The sequence below is a fragment of the Streptomyces sp. NPDC111656 genome (assembly GCF_055656965.1).
Genome location: NZ_JBVKCA010000011.1, coordinates 222,194 through 238,448, shown reverse-complemented (window position 1 = coordinate 238,448; position 16,255 = coordinate 222,194). Strand labels below are relative to the sequence as shown.

Below are 16,255 nucleotides of genomic sequence, written 5' to 3'. Positions count from 1 at the left end.
TCGGTCAGGGGCCGGTTCTCGTGGGCGTCGTCCGCCGGTGACCGTGACTCCCCACTGATTCCCGACCGAACTGCCAAGATCCCGCTCCGAAGTGGAGGCCGATCATGATTTGGCAATGTATCGAGGTGGTCGGCTCGCCGGTACTGCTCGTCGCAGGAGCCGCCACCCTTGGTTGGGGTTGGGTGCCGGCGTGGTACCGAAGCTGTGTTCGTCGCCCGGTCGTGTTCGGCTGGGCACAGCTGACCGTGGCTGCCGCACCGGTCGTCATTCTGGTCAGCGAATCTTTGACCAGCACGCCGCACCTCGGCTTGGCGGTGAAGGCGTTCGGCACTGTTGTGATGCTGTTCGGCTTCTGGCTGTTGGGCGTGGCCGACTGAGAACCGCGGCGCCGCTGATTCTCTCTTCCACCCGCCACTTGGCCTCCGGGGCCAGGATGACGGCCCCGAGACGGCCCACGGCAGTGAACAGGGCGCTGACCCGCGGCTGTCTCAGTAGCCGAAGTCCTGCGTCCACCAGGGGCCGCCGGTGCCGAGGTGCACACCCACGCCCAGGGTCTTGAAGTCGCAGTTCAGAATGTTGGCGCGGTGGCCGGGACTGTTCATCCAGGCCTCCATGACGGCGGCGGCGTCGGCCTGTCCGCGGGCTATGTTCTCGCCGCCGAGGCTGGTGATCCCGGCCTTGGCCGCCCGGTCCCAGGGGCTGAGCCCGCTCGGGTCGGTGTGGTCGAAGAAGTCGCGCACGGCCATGTCCTCGCTGAAGGCCTGGGCGAGGTCGGACAGGGCGCTGTTCGCCGCCACCGGACTGCAGCCGACCTTGGCCCGCTCGTCGTTGACCAGCTTGAGCACCTGGGTCTCGGCGGCCGTCTGGGCGGAGACGTCGACCGGAGCGGTGGTCTTGGGCGCCTTGGTCTTCGAGGCCTGACCGGGCGGAGTCGCGGGCTTGTTCGCGTTGGCGGACTTGCCCGGCTTGGTGGTGGTGGGCGCCTGGGAGGGTGCCGTCGTCGGCGCGGCCGGCGAGGTCACGGGAGCGGTCGACGCCGAAGCCGAGGGCGACGCGGCGCGGTCGGCGTCACGGCTCGTCGACGTGCCCTCGCGGCCGTCCGCGCTCGCGCTGCCCGACGTACCGCCCTGCTGGGTCTCCTGACTGGACGGGGACCCCACGGCCTGCACGTTGTCGGAGTTGTTGCTGCCACCACCGAGCGAGTAGTTCTCGGTGCCGGGCAGCACGCCGGAGGCGACGGCCACGGTGCCCAGTGCCACGGCCGCGGAGACGCCGAGCAGACCCGTGCGTACCGGCGTCGCGCTCTTCCGCTTGCGGTGCGAGCGGGCAGCGGCGGTCGGCGGGAGGTCGGCGACGGCGGCGTAGCCGTACAGGTTCTCCGGGCCGTAACTTTCCGTAAGGGGTCCGTGGTTCTCCGTGACCCCTGTGGCGCGGCCCGTGGCGGCGCGGCCGACGGCGGAGCGTCCGTGGCGTCCCATCTCCTGGCCTTCCTCGTTCCTGGTCAGCGTCCCTCACTCAAAAGAGTGAGTTTCATATGAGACTCATTGGACCGGGACGGTACCGCATGGCGGGAGGGGAGGAAGTGCTGCGAGAGACTTTGTCCGGTTAGCGTGCACCCATGAACGAGGTTGTACGGCTGGTCGTTTGGGTGCGCGGACGTGTCCAAGGTGTGGGTTTCCGCTGGTTCACGCGGGCCAAGGCGCTGGAGATCGGCGGCCTGAGTGGCTTTGCTCTCAATTTGGACGACGGACGGGTCCAGGTGGTCGCGGAAGGAACCCGGGCCGGATGCCAGGGTCTGCTCGACTGGCTCCAGGGGGACGACACACCCGGGCGTGTGGACGGAGTCACTGAGATCTGGGACACCCCCCGGGGGATCTACGACGGCTTCGCGATCCGGTGACGGCGACGCGCGCAACGGCCCTGGCGGAAGCGGTATGGCATGCCACCGGCACCTGCCAGAAGCAGAAATGACCTGGTGGTTGCCAAGAACGGCTCGGCGTGGCAGGCTCCGCAGAGAAGGATGATCTCTACGCCCCCCGGGTCTCGCAGGAGTCGCAGCGCAGCCGTCCGAAGGGCCGCGCGACAGTGGGTTGCCCGCCAATACGGGGCGTGATCGTGTTGACCGTCAAACTTTTTGGTGAGACGCTGAAAGCCCCGCGCACCTTAGCTGTTTGGCATGTGGAACCGCAGCAAAAATTTAGTAAGTGTCAAGCATCGCGGGTGCGATTCCCTCACGACCCACACCGCTTCGGTCGGTCACTCAGTGTGGAGGACCATCCATCATGGCAAAGGCGCTTCTCGGTTACGTCGGCGGTTCCGACCCGCGACTCATCGCCGAGATGCGACGGCTCCAGCAGCGCGTACAGGACCTCGAATCCGAGCTCGTACGGATTCAGGCCGAGAACGACGCGCTCGCGGCTGCCGCTTCTCACGACTCGCTTCTCGAGAGCATCGACGTACCCCAGGCGGAGCCTGCGCTCACCTGATCACTGCACCGCACTACGACAGCAGTGGTTGGGCTGCCCGTGTCAACCGCTAAGTTGTCAGTTGTCAGAATTGCAAGGGACGCCTCTTCGGCGTCCCTTCTTCTTTCCCCCGCGTGCCCTCCCACTCTCTTTAACGTCTGGTGTGCCCTGCACGTTCATGGGTGAAACCGTGGGTTCATGGAGTGAGACCAGCCCGAAAGGTAGAGTCCGGCGGCGTGCACCTCAAGGCCCTGACCCTGCGCGGGTTCAAGTCGTTCGCCTCGGCGACCACGCTGCGGTTCGAGCCGGGCATCACCTGTGTCGTGGGCCCCAATGGTTCGGGCAAATCCAATGTCGTGGACGCCCTGAGCTGGGTCATGGGTGAGCAGGGGGCCAAGTCGCTGCGCGGCGGCAAGATGGAGGACGTCATCTTCGCCGGCACCACCGGGCGGCCGCCGCTCGGCCGGGCCGAGGTGTCCCTGACCATCGACAACTCCGACGGGGCGCTGCCCATCGAGTACGCCGAGGTCACCATCACGCGGATCATGTTCCGCAACGGCGGCAGCGAGTACCAGATCAACGGTGACACCTGCCGTCTCCTCGACATCCAGGAACTGCTGTCCGACTCCGGCATCGGCCGCGAGATGCACGTCATCGTCGGTCAGGGCCAGCTCGACTCCGTCCTGCACGCCGACCCGATGGGCCGCCGCGCGTTCATCGAGGAGGCGGCGGGCGTCCTCAAGCACCGCAAGCGCAAGGAGAAGGCGCTGCGGAAACTGGACGCGATGCAGGCGAACCTGGCCCGCGTCCAGGACCTCACCGACGAACTGCGCCGCCAGCTCAAGCCACTGGGCCGGCAGGCCGCCGTCGCCCGTCGCGCCGCCGTCATCCAGGCCGACCTGCGCGACGCCCGTCTGCGCCTCCTCGCCGACGATCTCGTACGACTGCGGCAGGCGCTCCAGTCCGAGATCGCCGACGAGGCCGCGCTCAAGCAGCGCAAGGAAACCGCCGAGGCCGAACTGAAGAAGGCGCTTCAGCGGGAGGCGCTCCTGGAGGACGAGGTCCGGCAGCTCACGCCCCGGCTCCAGCGCGCCCAGCAGACCTGGTACGAGCTCTCGCAGCTCGCCGAGCGGGTGCGCGGCACGATCTCGCTGGCCGACGCGCGGGTGAAGAGCGCCACTTCGGCGCCCGCCGAGGAGCGGCGCGGGCGCGACCCCGAGGACATGGAGCGCGAGGCGGCGCGGATCCGTGAGCAGGAGGCCGAGCTCGAAGCGGCCCTCGAGGCGGCCGAGCACGCCTTGGAGGACACGGTCGCGCACCGGGCCGAACTGGAGCGCGAGCTCGCCGTCGAGGAGCGCCGCCTCAAGGACGTGGCCCGCGCCATCGCCGACCGCCGTGAGGGCCTGGCCCGCCTCAACGGCCAGGTGAACGCCGCTCGTTCGCGGGCTGCCTCCGCCCAGGCCGAGATCGACCGGCTCGCCGTCGCCCGGGACGAGGCCCAGGAGCGGGCGTTCGCCGCGCAGGAGGAGTACGAGCAGCTGAAGGCCGAGGTCGACGGCCTGGACGCGGGCGACGCGGAACTGACGGAGCGGCACGAGGCGGCCAAGCGGGCGCTGTCCGAGGCGGAGGCCGCGCTGAGCGCCGCCCGTGAGGCGGCCACGACGGCCGAACGCAGGCGCGCCGCCACCCAGGCCCGCCACGAGGCCCTCGCCCTCGGCCTGCGCCGCAAGGACGGCACGGGGGCGCTCCTGGGAGCCAGGGACCGCCTCTCGGGGCTCCTCGGCCCCGCTGCCGAGCTGCTGTCCGTCACCCCCGGTCACGAGGTCGCGCTCGCCGCCGCCTTCGGCGCCGCGGCGGACGCCATCGCGGTCACCACCCCCGCCTCGGCCGCCGAAGCCATCCGCCTGCTGCGCAAGCAGGACGCCGGCCGCGCGGCCCTGCTGCTGGCCGGGGCTCCGGAGGAGGCGGGGGCACGCGAGTCCAAGGGCATCGACGGCACCGGGCAGCACCGGGCGGCGGGTGACAACGCTTCCGGTGCGGTGACCATCGGCGGTCACCCCGACGGGCGTGACGCATCCGGCGGCGCGGGCCCCTCCGCGGCCTCTCTGGACGACGCGACCCCGAGGGCCGCCTCAGGGGCTCTGCCTGCGAACGCCGCCTCCGGTGACGCAGCGCCACGGACGGCCCCCACCGGGCCGCCGTACGCCGCCGACCTCGTCCGTGGTCCCGCCGAGCTCATGCCCGCCGTACGGCGGCTGCTGCGCGGGATCGTCGTGGTCGGCACCCTGGAGGACGCCGAGGACCTGGTCTACGCGCGGCCGGAGTTGACCGCGGTCACCGCGGAGGGGGACCTGCTCGGAGCGCACTTCGCGCACGGTGGGTCCGCCGGGGCGCCCAGCCTCCTCGAAGTGCAGGCGTCCGTCGACGAGGCGGCTGCCGAGCTCGAGGAGCTCGCCGTGCGGTGCGAGGAACTCGGCGCGGCGCAGCACCAGGCCGCCGAGGAGCGGGGGGAGCGGGCCGCGCTCGTCGAGGAGCTGGGGGAGCGGCGGCGGGCCGCCGAGCGCGAGAAGTCGTCCGTGGCGCAGCAGTTGGGACGGCTGGCCGGGCAGGCGCGCGGCGCGGCTGGGGAGGCCGAGCGGAGCACCGCCGCCGCGGCGCGGGCGCAGGAGGCGCTCGACCGGGCCGTGGAGGAGGCCGAGGAGCTGGCGGAGCGGCTCGCCGTGGCCGAGGAGATGCCCGTCGAGGAGGAGCCCGACACGGCCGTACGGGATCGGCTCGCCGCGGACGGCGCCAACGCGCGGCAGACCGAGATGGAGGCCCGGCTCCAGGTGCGTACGCACGAGGAGCGGGTGAAGGGGCTCGCGGGACGGGCCGACGGGCTCGACCGGGCCGCGCGGGCGGAACGTGAGGCACGCGCGCGTGCGGAGCAGCGCCGGGCTCGGCTGCGGCACGAGGCGGCGGTCGCCGAGGCCGTCGCCTCCGGAGCGCGGCAACTTCTCGCGCACGTCGAGGTGTCGCTGCGCCGGGCCGAGGAGGAGCGCACCGCCGCCGACACGGCCAAGGCCCGCCGTGAGCGGGATCTTGTCGCCGCGCGCAACGAAGGCCGCGATCTCAAGGCGGAGCTCGACAAACTCACGGATTCGGTTCACCGCGGCGAGGTACTCGGCGCCGAGAAGCGGCTGCGGATAGAGCAGCTGGAGACGAAGGCGCTGGAGGAGCTCGGTGTCGAACCGGCGGGGCTTGTCGCGGACTACGGTCCGGGCCAGCTCGTGCCGCCCTCGCTCCCCGCCGAGGGCGAGGAACTGCCCGAGGACCCGGAGCACCCGCGCAACCAGCCCCGGCCCTTCCACCGTGCCGAGCAGGAGCGACGTCTCAAGTCGGCCGAGCGGGCCTACGCGCAGCTGGGGAAGGTCAATCCGCTGGCGTTGGAGGAGTTCGCCGCGTTGGAGGAGCGTCACAAGTTCCTCAGCGAGCAGCTGGAGGACCTCAAGAAGACGCGGGCCGATCTGCTGCAGGTGGTGAAGGAGGTCGACGAACGCGTCGAACAGGTCTTCACCGAGGCGTACCGGGACACCGCGCGTGAGTTCGAGGGTGTCTTCAGCAGGCTGTTCCCGGGAGGGGACGGGCGACTGATCCTGACCGACCCCGACAACATGCTCACCACGGGCGTGGACGTCGAGGCACGGCCCCCCGGCAAGAAGGTGAAGCGGCTGTCCCTGCTGTCCGGTGGGGAGAGGTCTCTGACCGCCGTCGCGCTCCTTGTGTCGATCTTCAAGGCGCGGCCCAGTCCGTTCTATGTGATGGACGAGGTGGAGGCGGCGCTCGACGACACCAACCTGCAGCGGCTGATCCGGATCATGCAGGAGCTGCAGGAGGCCTCGCAGCTGATCGTGATCACGCACCAGAAGCGGACGATGGAGGTCGCCGACGCGCTGTACGGCGTCTCCATGCAGGGCGACGGTGTGTCGAAGGTCATCAGCCAGCGGCTCCGCTAGATGCGTGTAGTGCACACCGGTCGTGACCTGGGCTTCTAGCTGAGTTCAAGTAGTGAACACTTGATGACCGCTTGGGTGCGAAAAATTCACAGCTGGCGAACTGTTGACTTCGAAACTTGAAGGCATAGTCTCTGCAACGTTGCTTTTACCTTCAGGTGGTGGGGGCTGCGAAGTTATGCGCCACTGGTACCACCACCGAAGGGCTTGCCCCCACACCCCCGGCAGCGAGGCCGGGTGGCCCGAGGAGTTACACGTGACCAGCACCGCGCAGGCCCCCCAACCAGGAGCCAGGACGGCTCACCCCGAACATCTCGGGCATGTCATCTTCATCGCGGCGGCGGCCGCAATGGGCGGCTTCCTGTTCGGTTACGACAGCGCCGTGATCAACGGCGCCGTCGAGGCGATCCGAAGCCGCTACGACATCGGCTCGGCGACCCTGGCCCAGGTCATCGCCATCGCGCTGATCGGCTGCGCCATCGGCGCCGCGACCGCTGGCCGCATAGCCGACCGCATCGGCCGCATCCGATGCATGCAGATCTCCGCCGTCCTCTTCACGGTCAGCGCCGTTGGTTCCGCGCTGCCGTTCGCGCTGTGGGACCTCGCCTTCTGGCGCATCATCGGCGGATTCGCCATCGGTATGGCCTCCGTCATCGGCCCCGCCTACATCGCCGAGGTCTCCCCGGCCGCGTACCGCGGACGCCTTGGCTCCTTCCAGCAGGCCGCGATCGTCGTCGGCATCGCCATCTCGCAGCTGGTCAACTGGGGCATCCTGAACGCCGCCGGCGGCGACCAGCGCGGCAAGCTGATGGGCATCGAGGCCTGGCAGGTCATGCTCGGTGTCATGGTCATCCCGGCCGTCCTCTACGGTCTGCTGTCCTTCGCGATCCCCGAGTCGCCGCGCTTCCTGATCTCCGTGGGCAAGGAAGACCGCGCCCGTGAGGTGCTCAAGGAGGTCGAGGGCGACAAGATCGACCTGACGGCCCGCGTCGCCGAGATCGAGCACGCCATGAAGAGCGAGCACAAGTCGACCTTCAAGGACCTGCTCGGCGGCAGCTTCTTCTTCAAGCCGATCGTCTGGGTCGGCATCGGCCTCTCGGTCTTCCAGCAGTTCGTCGGCATCAACGTCGCGTTCTACTACTCCTCGACGCTGTGGCAGTCGGTCGGCGTCGACCCCTCGGAGTCGTTCTTCTACTCGTTCACGACGTCGATCATCAACATCATCGGCACCGTGATCGCGATGATCTTCGTGGACCGGATCGGCCGCAAGCCGCTGGCCCTCATCGGTTCCGTCGGTATGGTCATCGGTCTCGGGCTCGAGGCCTGGGCCTTCTCGTACGACCTCGTGGACGGCAAGCTGCCGGCGACACAGGGCTGGGTCGCCCTCATCGCCGCGCATGTCTTCGTCCTCTTCTTCGCCCTGTCCTGGGGTGTCGTGGTCTGGGTCTTCCTCGGCGAGATGTTCCCGAACCGGATCCGCGCCGCCGCCCTTGGCGTCGCCGCCTCCGCGCAGTGGATCGCCAACTGGGCCATCACCGCGAGCTTCCCGTCACTGGCCGACTGGAACCTCTCCGCGACCTACGTGATCTACACGATCTTCGCCGCGCTCTCCATCCCCTTCGTGCTCAAGTACGTGAAGGAGACCAAGGGCAAGACGCTGGAGGAAATGGGCTGAGCCTCCTGAAGAGGCCCCGAGACTCGAGGAGAAGGGCCAAGTCCCCGCTGCCCCTCTCCTCGTACCCGTAAGACGTACTGCCCCGGCTCAATCCCCGAGCCGGGGCAGTACGTCTTCGCAGAACAGGTGCAGGCTGCGCCAGCCCTCGTCGATCGGCATCCCGCCGGACAGCGGGTGCAGCACATGGTTGTCGAGACCCTGCGCCACGCACTGGTCGGGGGTCAGGATCCGGTACACGCCCTCCGCGCGCAGTTCCTCGACCGTCGTGGCAGCCGACTTCACCGCCGAGCGGATGTCACCGGACTGCCAGGAGGCGTACGTCCGTGCCTCGTGCAGGAAGTGCCCGCCGTACTCGGCCCACGCCCGGTCCGGGTCCTCGGTGATGTGCAGCAGCGGGGTCTCGGCGGCGGGCATCATGGTCCAGCCCTCGGTGCCGTACTCGACGAGCCGCTCCTTGTAGTACGCCTCCAGCTCGGGGAGGTGCGCGCTGGGGAAGAAGGGGAGCCCGAGCCGAGCGGCGCGCCGGGCCGCGGCCCTGGACGAGCCGCCGACCAGCAACAGCGGGTGCGGGTCGGAGAACGGGCGCGGTGTGACCCGTACCGTACGGTCCCGGTAGGTGAACTCCTCGCCGGTCCACGCCTTCAGCACTGTTTCCAGGAGCTCGTCCTGGAGTGCCCCGCGCCGCTTCCAGTCGACGTCGAAGAGGGCGTACTCCTCGGGCCGGTAGCCGATGCCCGCGACGGTGACGAGGCGGCCGCCGCTGAGCAGGTCGAGCACGGCGACGTCCTCGGCGAGGCGCAGTGGATCGTGCAGCGGGCCGATGACCGCGGAGACGGTGACCGCGAGGTGCCGGGTCGCTCCGAAGACCGCGCCCGCGAAGGCGAACGGCGACGGCAGCCAGTTGTTGGCGACGCCGTGGTGTTCCTCGGTCTGCACGGTGGTGATGCCGCGGTCGTCGGCGTAGGCGGCCATCTCGATGGCCGCCTTGTAGCGGGCGCTCAGTGACGCGGGGGTGGCGGCGGGGTCGACGAGGTTGAAGCGCACGACGGTTACGGGCATGGAAGCCCCCCTTCGGTGTGGAGGGGGACGGTAGCTGACGGTTCGTCAGACAGCCATAGTCGCGGGCCCTTTCGCGGGCTGCGCCACGGGCGCCATCGCGGGTTTCGGCAGCACCGCGTACCGCAGGAAGGAGACCGCGACGGTCGCCACCCAGCCGAGGCCGTACTCGCCGACGGGGTTGTTCGACGCCGGCGGACCGGTGGACCAGTCGGACGTGCCCCGGTACCGGTCGGCGCTGGTGCGCGTGGTGTCGAGCAGGGCCCCGGCGTCGTACTCCTCGCGGCGCAGCATGTCCGCGCCGAAGACGCCGACCCAGGCCGAGAACGCGACCGCGACCGCGAGCAGCGACAGGAACGTGATGAACGAGCCCGTGAAGGAGGTCGCCACCAGCATCAGGACGCCGCCGAGGACCAGTGGGATCACGGCGTTGACCGCGACCGCCCGGTGCCGCGACACCTCGATGCCGAGGGTCTGCGCGGTGAAGGCCGCCGAGTACATCGACATCGCGCTGATCAGCAGCATGCCGACCAGGGCGATGAGCAGGTAGGGCACCGCGATCCACAGCGGCAGGATCGTGCCGACGAAGGAGACCGGGTCGGCGGCCGAGGGCAGGTCCGGCGTCGAGACCGCCATCACCGTGCCCATCAGGATCAGGGGGGAGTGCGACGACGCCGGCGCCAGCTGATGCCGCCCGCCGCGATCAGTCCGACCCCTGTGATCATCAGGGGCGTCGGGCCGACGGGCTGCCCGAAGACCCTGTCCAAGTCCGTGTCCGCGACCAGGTGGCCGAGGACGAGCACGGAGAGGCCGCCGAAGAGTCACGTCGCCCATGTGCTGCACGTCGAGCCCGGCACCGCGTTGATCGTCTCCCAGCCCCGGCGGGCGACCAGGCCGTACGACACGACCGGCGCCGCGAGGCCGACGTCCGGCGCCTGCCGGAAATTGAGTCCGTAGGAGACGGCCAGGGCCGCGCCCATGGTCAGCGACACGTCGATGTCGGCGGCGAGGGCGTGTCAGGGTCTACGGCATGGGCCGTGACGCGCCCTGAGTACGCCGCGCGTGACCCGTAGGACGTGCAGCCCTGCGCGGACAGCGAACGGTCGAGCGGGTGGTCACGCCATACTGGGCTTGTTATGGAAACCCTCATCCTTGCTGTAGTCATCGCCGTAGTCGTGATCGGCGCACTCGGCGGGCTCGTCATCGGCAGTCGCCGCAAGAAGTCGCTGCCCCCGGCGCCCCCCACCACGCCCGACATCACCGCCCCTCCGGCCGAGCCGCACATCGGCGACGAGGCCGAGATCCCGCACGACGAAGAGCGCCGGACGATAGAGGAGGTGGACCTCCCGGGCGGCTCGGCCGCGCCGGTCGTCGTCGAGGAACCCGAACCCGTTGTCGAAGCTCCCGCGATCGAGATCCCGGAGCCCACCGCCGGGCGCCTGGTGCGGCTGCGCGCCCGCCTCTCGCGCTCGCAGAACGCGCTCGGCAAGGGGCTGCTCACGCTCCTCTCGCGCGAGCACCTCGACGAGGAGACCTGGGAGGAGATCGAGGACACGCTGCTGACCGCCGACGTCGGCGTGCAGCCCACCCAGGAGCTGGTCGAGCGGCTGCGCGAGCGCGTGAAGGTGCTCGGTACGCGGACGCCCGACGAGCTGCGCACCCTGCTGCGCGAGGAGCTGCTGCAGCTCCTCGTCCCCGAGTTCGACCGGGAGGTCAAGACCGACTCACCTCTCGACACCCCGGGCATCGTGATGGTCGTCGGTGTCAACGGCACCGGGAAGACCACCACCACCGGCAAGCTCGCCCGCGTCCTCGTCGCCGACGGCAAGAACGTGGTGCTCGGCGCCGCCGACACCTTCCGTGCCGCCGCCGCCGACCAGCTGCAGACCTGGGGCGAGCGCGTGGGTGCCCGTACCGTGCGGGGCCCCGAGGGCGGCGATCCCGCCTCGATCGCCTTCGACGCGGTCAAGGAGGGCATCGAGGAGGGTGCCGACGTCGTCCTCATCGACACGGCCGGACGGCTGCACACCAAGACGGGGCTCATGGACGAGCTCGGCAAGGTCAAGCGTGTCGTCGAGAAGCACGCCCCGCTCGACGAGGTGCTGCTGGTCCTCGACGCCACGACCGGCCAGAACGGTCTGGTGCAGGCCCGCGTCTTCGCCGAGGTCGTCGACATCACCGGCATCGTGCTGACCAAGCTCGACGGCACCGCGAAGGGCGGCATCGTGATCGCGGTCCAGCGCGAGCTGGGAGTGCCGGTCAAGCTGGTGGGTCTGGGTGAGGGCGCGGACGATCTGGCGCCGTTCGAGCCGGAGGCGTTCGTTGACGCCCTTATCGGAGAGTGACCCGCACCTCGCCAAGTTGGTAGGTGGTTCTGGCAGCGTCCGCCCCCGAGGTGCAGTTCGGGGGCGGACGCTTTGCTGTGTACGTCGTTACCGGTATCGGCGTCGTTACGCGCGCGACCGGTGCGCCACGTACGCCAGCGTCCCCAGCAGCAACCGCGCCTGCGGCGGCTTCGTCGCCGAGTCCAGGGCGGGGGAGCGCAGCCAGCGGACCGGACCGAGGCCGGCGCGGTCGGAGGGCGGGGCGGTGACGTACGTACCGGGGCCGAGGCCGTGCAGGTCGAGGGAGGCGTCGTCCCAGCCCATCCGGTAGAGCAGCTCGGGGAGCTCGGCCGCGGCGCCGGGGGCGACGAGGAAGTGGGCGCGGCCGTCCGGGGTCGCGGTGACCGGTCCGGTGGGCAGGCCCATCCGCTCCAGGCGGACGAGCGCCCGGCGCCCGGCGGCCTCGGCGACCTCGATGACGTCGAACGCGCGGCCGACCGGCAGCATCACCGCGGCACCCGGGAACTCGCCCCAGGTCTCGGAGACCTCGTCGAGCGTGGCGCCCGCTTCGAGCACCGGCGCGAAGTCCAGCGGATGCGCCCCCGGCGTGGGGCAGCCGGCCTTGCCGCAGGAGCACGCGCCCGCGGCGGCCCGGGCGCCGGGGACCACGTCCCAGCCCCACAGCCCGGTGAACTCGGCCACCGCGGTGCACTCCGACGAGCGGCCGCGGCGACGGGTGCCGGGCCGGCTTTCGCGCATTCCCCGACTGCTGCCGATCGTGAAGCCCATGCCCCCTCCAACGGGTCCAACGCGTCGACGGTTACGCTATGAACGCGAAACATCACTCAGTGTGTTCAAGTCCCCGGATGTCGCGTGGTTGGCGACGCGATCCCGGCGGCGCCCGGAAGCGTCCTGGGTGGTGCACCTGGCGGCGTGCGCCCCCTAATGCATCGTTCCGCCACTTCTGGCTGTCCTATGTCAAGTGAATCGCGTACAGGCGATCAGGAGTTCATTCGATGGGGTGGCGAATGGTGGCGTTTCCGGGATCGCCATGGCTGGACGCGTGATCGTAGGATTACTTTGAGTGCACGAGTCCTGGGGACGTATGCACTCGTGGGTATGCCGGAGGCAAGTCGGCTTCCCGTTCGAAGGGTGGGAACTGCCGGACGCGAGGCCGTATTTACCGGCATTCTGATAGGGCTTGGCGCACGCAGCGTACAAGTGGTCTCAGGGATGGGGGCGTTCCAGTGGGCGGCAACGGCGGAAGCGGTACGAACGCTGACAAGCGCCCGAATGAGCTGTTGGGCTCGTGGTTCGTGCGCAGTGGCTGGTCGAAGGGCGAGCTGGCGCGGCAAGTGAACCGAAGGGCCCGCCAGTTGGGGGCCAACCACATCTCCACGGACACCTCCCGGGTGCGCCGCTGGCTGGACGGCGAGAATCCGCGCGAGCCGATTCCGCGGATCCTGTCCGAGCTGTTCTCCGAGCGGTTCGGCTGTGTGGTCGCCGTCGAGGACCTCGGTCTGCGCGCCGCCCACCAGTCACCGTCCGTGTCGGGTGTCGACCTGCCCTGGACCGGCCCGCAGACCGTGGCGCTGATCAGCGAGTACTCGCGCAGTGACCTGATGCTGGCGCGGCGTGGCTTCCTCGGCAGCTCGCTGGCCCTCGCCGCGGGCCCCGCCCTCATCGAGCCCATGCAGCGCTGGCTGGTGCCCACGCCCGCCGCGCCCCAGGAGGAGCCCGAGTCCCCGGCCGCCGCGCGCCGCCCCGGCCGGCTCTCCCAGCCCGAGCTGGACCTCCTGGAGTCCACCACGGTGATGTTCCGCCAGTGGGACGCCCAGTGCGGCGGCGGTCTGCGCCGCAAGGCGGTCGTCGGCCAGCTGCACGAGGTGACCGACCTGCTCCAGGAGCCGCAGCCCGGGGCGACCAGCAAACGCCTGTTCAAGGTCGCCGCCGAGCTGGCCGAGCTGGCGGGCTGGATGAGCTACGACGTGGGACTGCAACCCACCGCGCAGAAGTACTTCGTGCTCGCCCTGCACGCCGCCAAGGAGGCGGGCGACAAGCCGCTGGGCTCGTACATCCTCTCCAGCATGAGCCGCCAGATGATCCACCTCGGCCGGCCCGACGACGCGCTCGAACTCATCCATCTGGCGCAGTACGGAAGCCGTGACTGCGCGAGCCCGCGCACCCAGGCCATGCTGTATGCGATGGAGGCCCGCGCCTACGCGAACATGGGCCAGCCCGGAAAGTGCAAGCGGGCCGTCCGGATGGCCGAGGACAGCTTCGAGGACGTTCACGAGTGGGACGACCCGGACCCCGACTGGATCCGCTTCTTCTCGCTGGCCGAGCTGCACGGCGAGAACTCGCACTCCTACCGCGACCTGGCCTATGTCGCGGGCCGCAGCCCCACGTACGCGTCGCTCGCCGAGCCCCTGATGCAGCAGGCCGTCGACCTCTTCGCCAAGGACGGCGAGCACCAGCGTTCGTACGCACTCAATCTCATCGGCATGGCCACCGTGCACCTGCTGCGGCGCGAGCCCGAGCAGAGTGCGGTATTGGCCAAGGACGCGATGGCGATCGCCAAGAAGGTGCGCTCCGAGCGCGTCAACACTCGTATCCGAAAGACGGTCGACACGGCCGTCCGCGACTTCGGTGACCTCGCCGAGGTCGTGGACCTCACCGAGCAGCTCGCCGTCGACCTTCCCGAGACCGCGGAAGCGGTCTGAGCCCGGGCCGCGCAAGCGGTCCGATCCCAGTACCCCGGCCACGGCCGGTCGTCCCGAACCGCCCGACTCGGCTCCCCCATGCCAGGTCATCGGACGACCAGCCGTGGCCGGTTCGTTTGCCTTCTGGGAAGGTTGCGCCACGATAACGATCGCTCCGCCCGGTATCAGCCAGTTCATGGAGGCGTAACACACGAGGTGCCTTCGTCACTGCGGCGAAACATCGAGGGGCGTCGACGGAAACCGCGCTGCGTCAATCTCATGGCGCATAACCGGCCCACCCCTCATGACCGCTCAGGCTTCGCCCGCACGGGGCCGTACCAACGACGAGGAGACGCCGATGGCACCAGCCATCACGCTAGCCGCAGAAGCTCCCAAGCTCTCGGCCGCCAACACCGGGTTCATGCTCATCGCTTCCGCCCTGGTGCTGATCATGACCCCCGGCCTCGCCTTCTTCTACGGAGGCATGGTCCGTGTCAAGAGCACCCTGAACATGCTGATGATGAGCTTCATCAGCATGGGGATCATCACGATCCTGTGGGTGCTGTACGGCTTCTCGCTCGCCTTCGGCACGGACAAGGGTTCGTTCATCGGCTGGACCTCGGACTGGGTCGGCCTCAGCAACGTCGGCCTGACGGAGCTGTGGCCGGGGTACACCATCCCGATCTTCGTCTTCATGGTCTTCCAGCTGATGTTCGCCATCATCACGCCCGCGCTGATAAGCGGTGCGCTGGCGGACCGGGTGAAGTTCACGGCGTGGTCGCTGTTCATCGCGCTGTGGGCCACGGTCGTCTACTTCCCGGTCGCGCACTGGGTCTGGGGCACCGGCGGCTGGGCGTTCGACCTCGGCGTGATCGACTTCGCCGGTGGTACGGCGGTCCACATCAACGCGGGTGCCGCGGCGCTCGGCGTGATCCTGGTCATCGGCAAGCGTGTCGGCTTCAAGAAGGACCCGATGCGTCCGCACAGCCTCCCGCTGGTGATGCTCGGCTCCGGTCTGCTGTGGTTCGGCTGGTTCGGATTCAACGCCGGTTCGTGGCTCGGCAACGACGACGGCGTCGGCGCGCTGATGTTCGTCAACACGCAGATCGCCACCGCGGCCGCCATGCTGGCCTGGCTCATCTACGAGAAGATCCGCCACGGCGCGTTCACGACGCTGGGCGCCGCCTCCGGCGCGGTGGCCGGTCTGGTCGCCATCACCCCGTCGGGTGGCGCGGTCTCCCCGCTCGGCGCGATCGCCGTCGGCGCCATCGCCGGTGTCGTGTGCGCCATGGCCGTCGGCCTCAAGTACAAGTTCGGCTACGACGACTCCCTCGACGTGGTCGGCGTGCACCTCGTCGGCGGTGTCATCGGCTCCCTGCTGATCGGCTTCTTCGCCAGCGGCAAGGGCCAGTCCACCGTCGAGGGCCTCTTCTACGGCGGCGGTCTCACCCAGTTCTGGAAGCAGTGCGCCGGTGTCTTCGCCGTCCTCGGCTACTCCCTGGTCGTCTCCGCGATCCTCGCCTTCATCATCGACAAGACGATGGGCATGCGGGTCAGCGAGGACGAGGAGATCGCCGGCATCGACCAGGCCGAGCACGCCGAGACCGCATACGACTTCAGTGGAGCGGGCGGCGGCATCGTCGGCGGCTCGGTTTCCGCCCTCGCGGGTACGGAGAGCAAGAAGGTGGACGCATGAAGCTCATCACCGCCGTCGTGAAGCCCCACCGGCTCGACGAGATCAAGGAGGCCCTGCAGGCCTTCGGGGTGCACGGCCTCACGGTCACCGAGGCCAGCGGCTACGGTCGGCAGCGGGGACACACCGAGGTCTACCGTGGTGCCGAGTACACCGTCGACCTGGTCCCCAAGATCCGCATCGAGGTGCTGGCCGAGGACGACGACGCCGAACAGCTGATCGATGTCGTCGTGAAGGCGGCCCGCACCGGCAAGATCGGTGACGGCAAGGTGTGGTCCATCCCGGTCGAGACGGCCGTCCGGGTCCGGACCGGCGAGCGCGGCCCGGACGCGCTCTAAACAGAAGATC

12 protein-coding genes and 1 pseudogene are annotated in these 16,255 nt (G+C 69.6%); 9 read left to right on the top strand and 4 right to left on the bottom strand.

What is annotated here, in order from left to right; genetic code table 11:
- Positions 1-104 precede the first annotated feature (104 nt).
- Entirely contained in the window at positions 105-377 is a 273-nt protein-coding gene (locus ACZ7M3_RS30245; RefSeq protein ID WP_472067186.1) for a hypothetical protein, read from the top strand.
- A gap of 111 nt (positions 378-488) precedes the next feature.
- Here ACZ7M3_RS30245 and ACZ7M3_RS30240 read toward each other — a convergent pair whose 3' ends face one another.
- Positions 489-1,478, bottom strand: coding sequence for a CAP domain-containing protein (locus tag ACZ7M3_RS30240; RefSeq protein WP_472067184.1), 990 nt, complete (start codon positions 1,476-1,478; stop codon positions 489-491).
- Positions 1,479-1,618: 140 nt separating this feature from the next.
- Here ACZ7M3_RS30240 and ACZ7M3_RS30235 point away from each other — a divergent pair, with 140 nt between their 5' ends.
- The 4 genes from ACZ7M3_RS30235 to ACZ7M3_RS30220 all read left to right on the top strand — a co-directional run bounded on the left by ACZ7M3_RS30235 (position 1,619) and on the right by ACZ7M3_RS30220 (position 8,132).
- On the top strand, positions 1,619-1,900 hold the full coding sequence (locus tag ACZ7M3_RS30235) for an acylphosphatase (RefSeq protein WP_054235378.1): 282 nt from the start codon (positions 1,619-1,621) through the stop codon (positions 1,898-1,900).
- Between the two features lie 382 nt (positions 1,901-2,282).
- The gene (locus ACZ7M3_RS30230) at positions 2,283-2,486 is read left to right on the top strand and encodes a hypothetical protein (RefSeq protein ID WP_028802434.1); all 204 of its coding nucleotides are present in this window, start codon (positions 2,283-2,285) and stop codon (positions 2,484-2,486) included.
- Between the two features lie 215 nt (positions 2,487-2,701).
- A complete protein-coding gene (locus tag ACZ7M3_RS30225; protein WP_472067182.1) occupies positions 2,702-6,460 on the top strand; it encodes an AAA family ATPase in 3,759 nt (1,252 codons plus the stop codon).
- A gap of 253 nt (positions 6,461-6,713) precedes the next feature.
- A complete protein-coding gene (locus ACZ7M3_RS30220) occupies positions 6,714-8,132 on the top strand; it encodes a sugar porter family MFS transporter (RefSeq protein ID WP_472067180.1) in 1,419 nt (472 codons plus the stop codon).
- Positions 8,133-8,219: 87 nt separating this feature from the next.
- Here ACZ7M3_RS30220 and ACZ7M3_RS30215 read toward each other — a convergent pair whose 3' ends face one another.
- Both ACZ7M3_RS30215 and ACZ7M3_RS30210 read right to left on the bottom strand, forming a co-directional pair.
- Positions 8,220-9,191 carry an LLM class flavin-dependent oxidoreductase gene (locus ACZ7M3_RS30215; protein ID WP_472067178.1) on the bottom strand — a complete coding sequence of 324 codons (972 nt, stop codon included), beginning with the start codon at positions 9,189-9,191 and terminating at the stop codon, positions 8,220-8,222.
- Between the two features lie 45 nt (positions 9,192-9,236).
- Positions 9,237-10,174: pseudogene (locus ACZ7M3_RS30210) on the bottom strand (cytosine permease); the annotation flags it as partial.
- A 150-nt stretch (positions 10,175-10,324) separates the two neighbouring features.
- Here ACZ7M3_RS30210 and ftsY point away from each other — a divergent pair.
- A complete protein-coding gene (gene ftsY / locus ACZ7M3_RS30205) occupies positions 10,325-11,533 on the top strand; it encodes a signal recognition particle-docking protein FtsY (protein WP_472067176.1) in 1,209 nt (402 codons plus the stop codon).
- A 105-nt stretch (positions 11,534-11,638) separates the two neighbouring features.
- Here the strand turns inward: ftsY and ACZ7M3_RS30200 are convergent, their stop codons facing one another.
- On the bottom strand, positions 11,639-12,301 hold the full coding sequence (locus ACZ7M3_RS30200) for a bifunctional DNA primase/polymerase (protein WP_319747200.1): 663 nt from the start codon (positions 12,299-12,301) through the stop codon (positions 11,639-11,641).
- Between the two features lie 458 nt (positions 12,302-12,759).
- On the opposite strand from ACZ7M3_RS30200, the gene nsdA reads away from it, so the two are divergent.
- The 3 genes from nsdA (at position 12,760) to ACZ7M3_RS30185 (ending at position 16,245) form a co-directional block, all read left to right on the top strand.
- Positions 12,760-14,235, top strand: coding sequence for a transcriptional repressor NsdA (gene nsdA / locus ACZ7M3_RS30195; protein ID WP_472067174.1), 1,476 nt, complete (start codon positions 12,760-12,762; stop codon positions 14,233-14,235).
- 337 nt (positions 14,236-14,572) lie between these two features.
- On the top strand, positions 14,573-15,910 hold the full coding sequence (locus ACZ7M3_RS30190) for an ammonium transporter (protein ID WP_472067172.1): 1,338 nt from the start codon (positions 14,573-14,575) through the stop codon (positions 15,908-15,910).
- Positions 15,907-16,245 carry a P-II family nitrogen regulator gene (locus ACZ7M3_RS30185; RefSeq protein ID WP_054235369.1) on the top strand — a complete coding sequence of 113 codons (339 nt, stop codon included), beginning with the start codon at positions 15,907-15,909 and terminating at the stop codon, positions 16,243-16,245. Before ACZ7M3_RS30190 ends, ACZ7M3_RS30185 begins: the two co-directional genes overlap by 4 nt.
- The last annotated feature ends 10 nt before the right edge of the window (positions 16,246-16,255 follow it).

Excerpts from the sequence above, each read along its gene's own strand:
- ACZ7M3_RS30245 (WP_472067186.1), top strand. The coding sequence starts at position 105 with ATGATTTGGCAATGTATCGAGGTGGTCGGCTCGCCGGTACTGCTCGTC.
- ACZ7M3_RS30240 (WP_472067184.1), bottom strand. The coding sequence starts at position 1,478 with ATGGGACGCCACGGACGCTCCGCCGTCGGCCGCGCCGCCACGGGCCGC.
- ACZ7M3_RS30235 (WP_054235378.1), top strand. The coding sequence starts at position 1,619 with ATGAACGAGGTTGTACGGCTGGTCGTTTGGGTGCGCGGACGTGTCCAA.
- ACZ7M3_RS30230 (WP_028802434.1), top strand. The coding sequence starts at position 2,283 with ATGGCAAAGGCGCTTCTCGGTTACGTCGGCGGTTCCGACCCGCGACTC.
- ACZ7M3_RS30215 (WP_472067178.1), bottom strand. The coding sequence starts at position 9,191 with ATGCCCGTAACCGTCGTGCGCTTCAACCTCGTCGACCCCGCCGCCACC.
- ftsY (WP_472067176.1), top strand. The coding sequence starts at position 10,325 with ATGGAAACCCTCATCCTTGCTGTAGTCATCGCCGTAGTCGTGATCGGC.
- ACZ7M3_RS30200 (WP_319747200.1), bottom strand. The coding sequence starts at position 12,301 with ATGGGCTTCACGATCGGCAGCAGTCGGGGAATGCGCGAAAGCCGGCCC.
- ACZ7M3_RS30190 (WP_472067172.1), top strand. The coding sequence starts at position 14,573 with ATGGCACCAGCCATCACGCTAGCCGCAGAAGCTCCCAAGCTCTCGGCC.
- ACZ7M3_RS30185 (WP_054235369.1), top strand. The coding sequence starts at position 15,907 with ATGAAGCTCATCACCGCCGTCGTGAAGCCCCACCGGCTCGACGAGATC.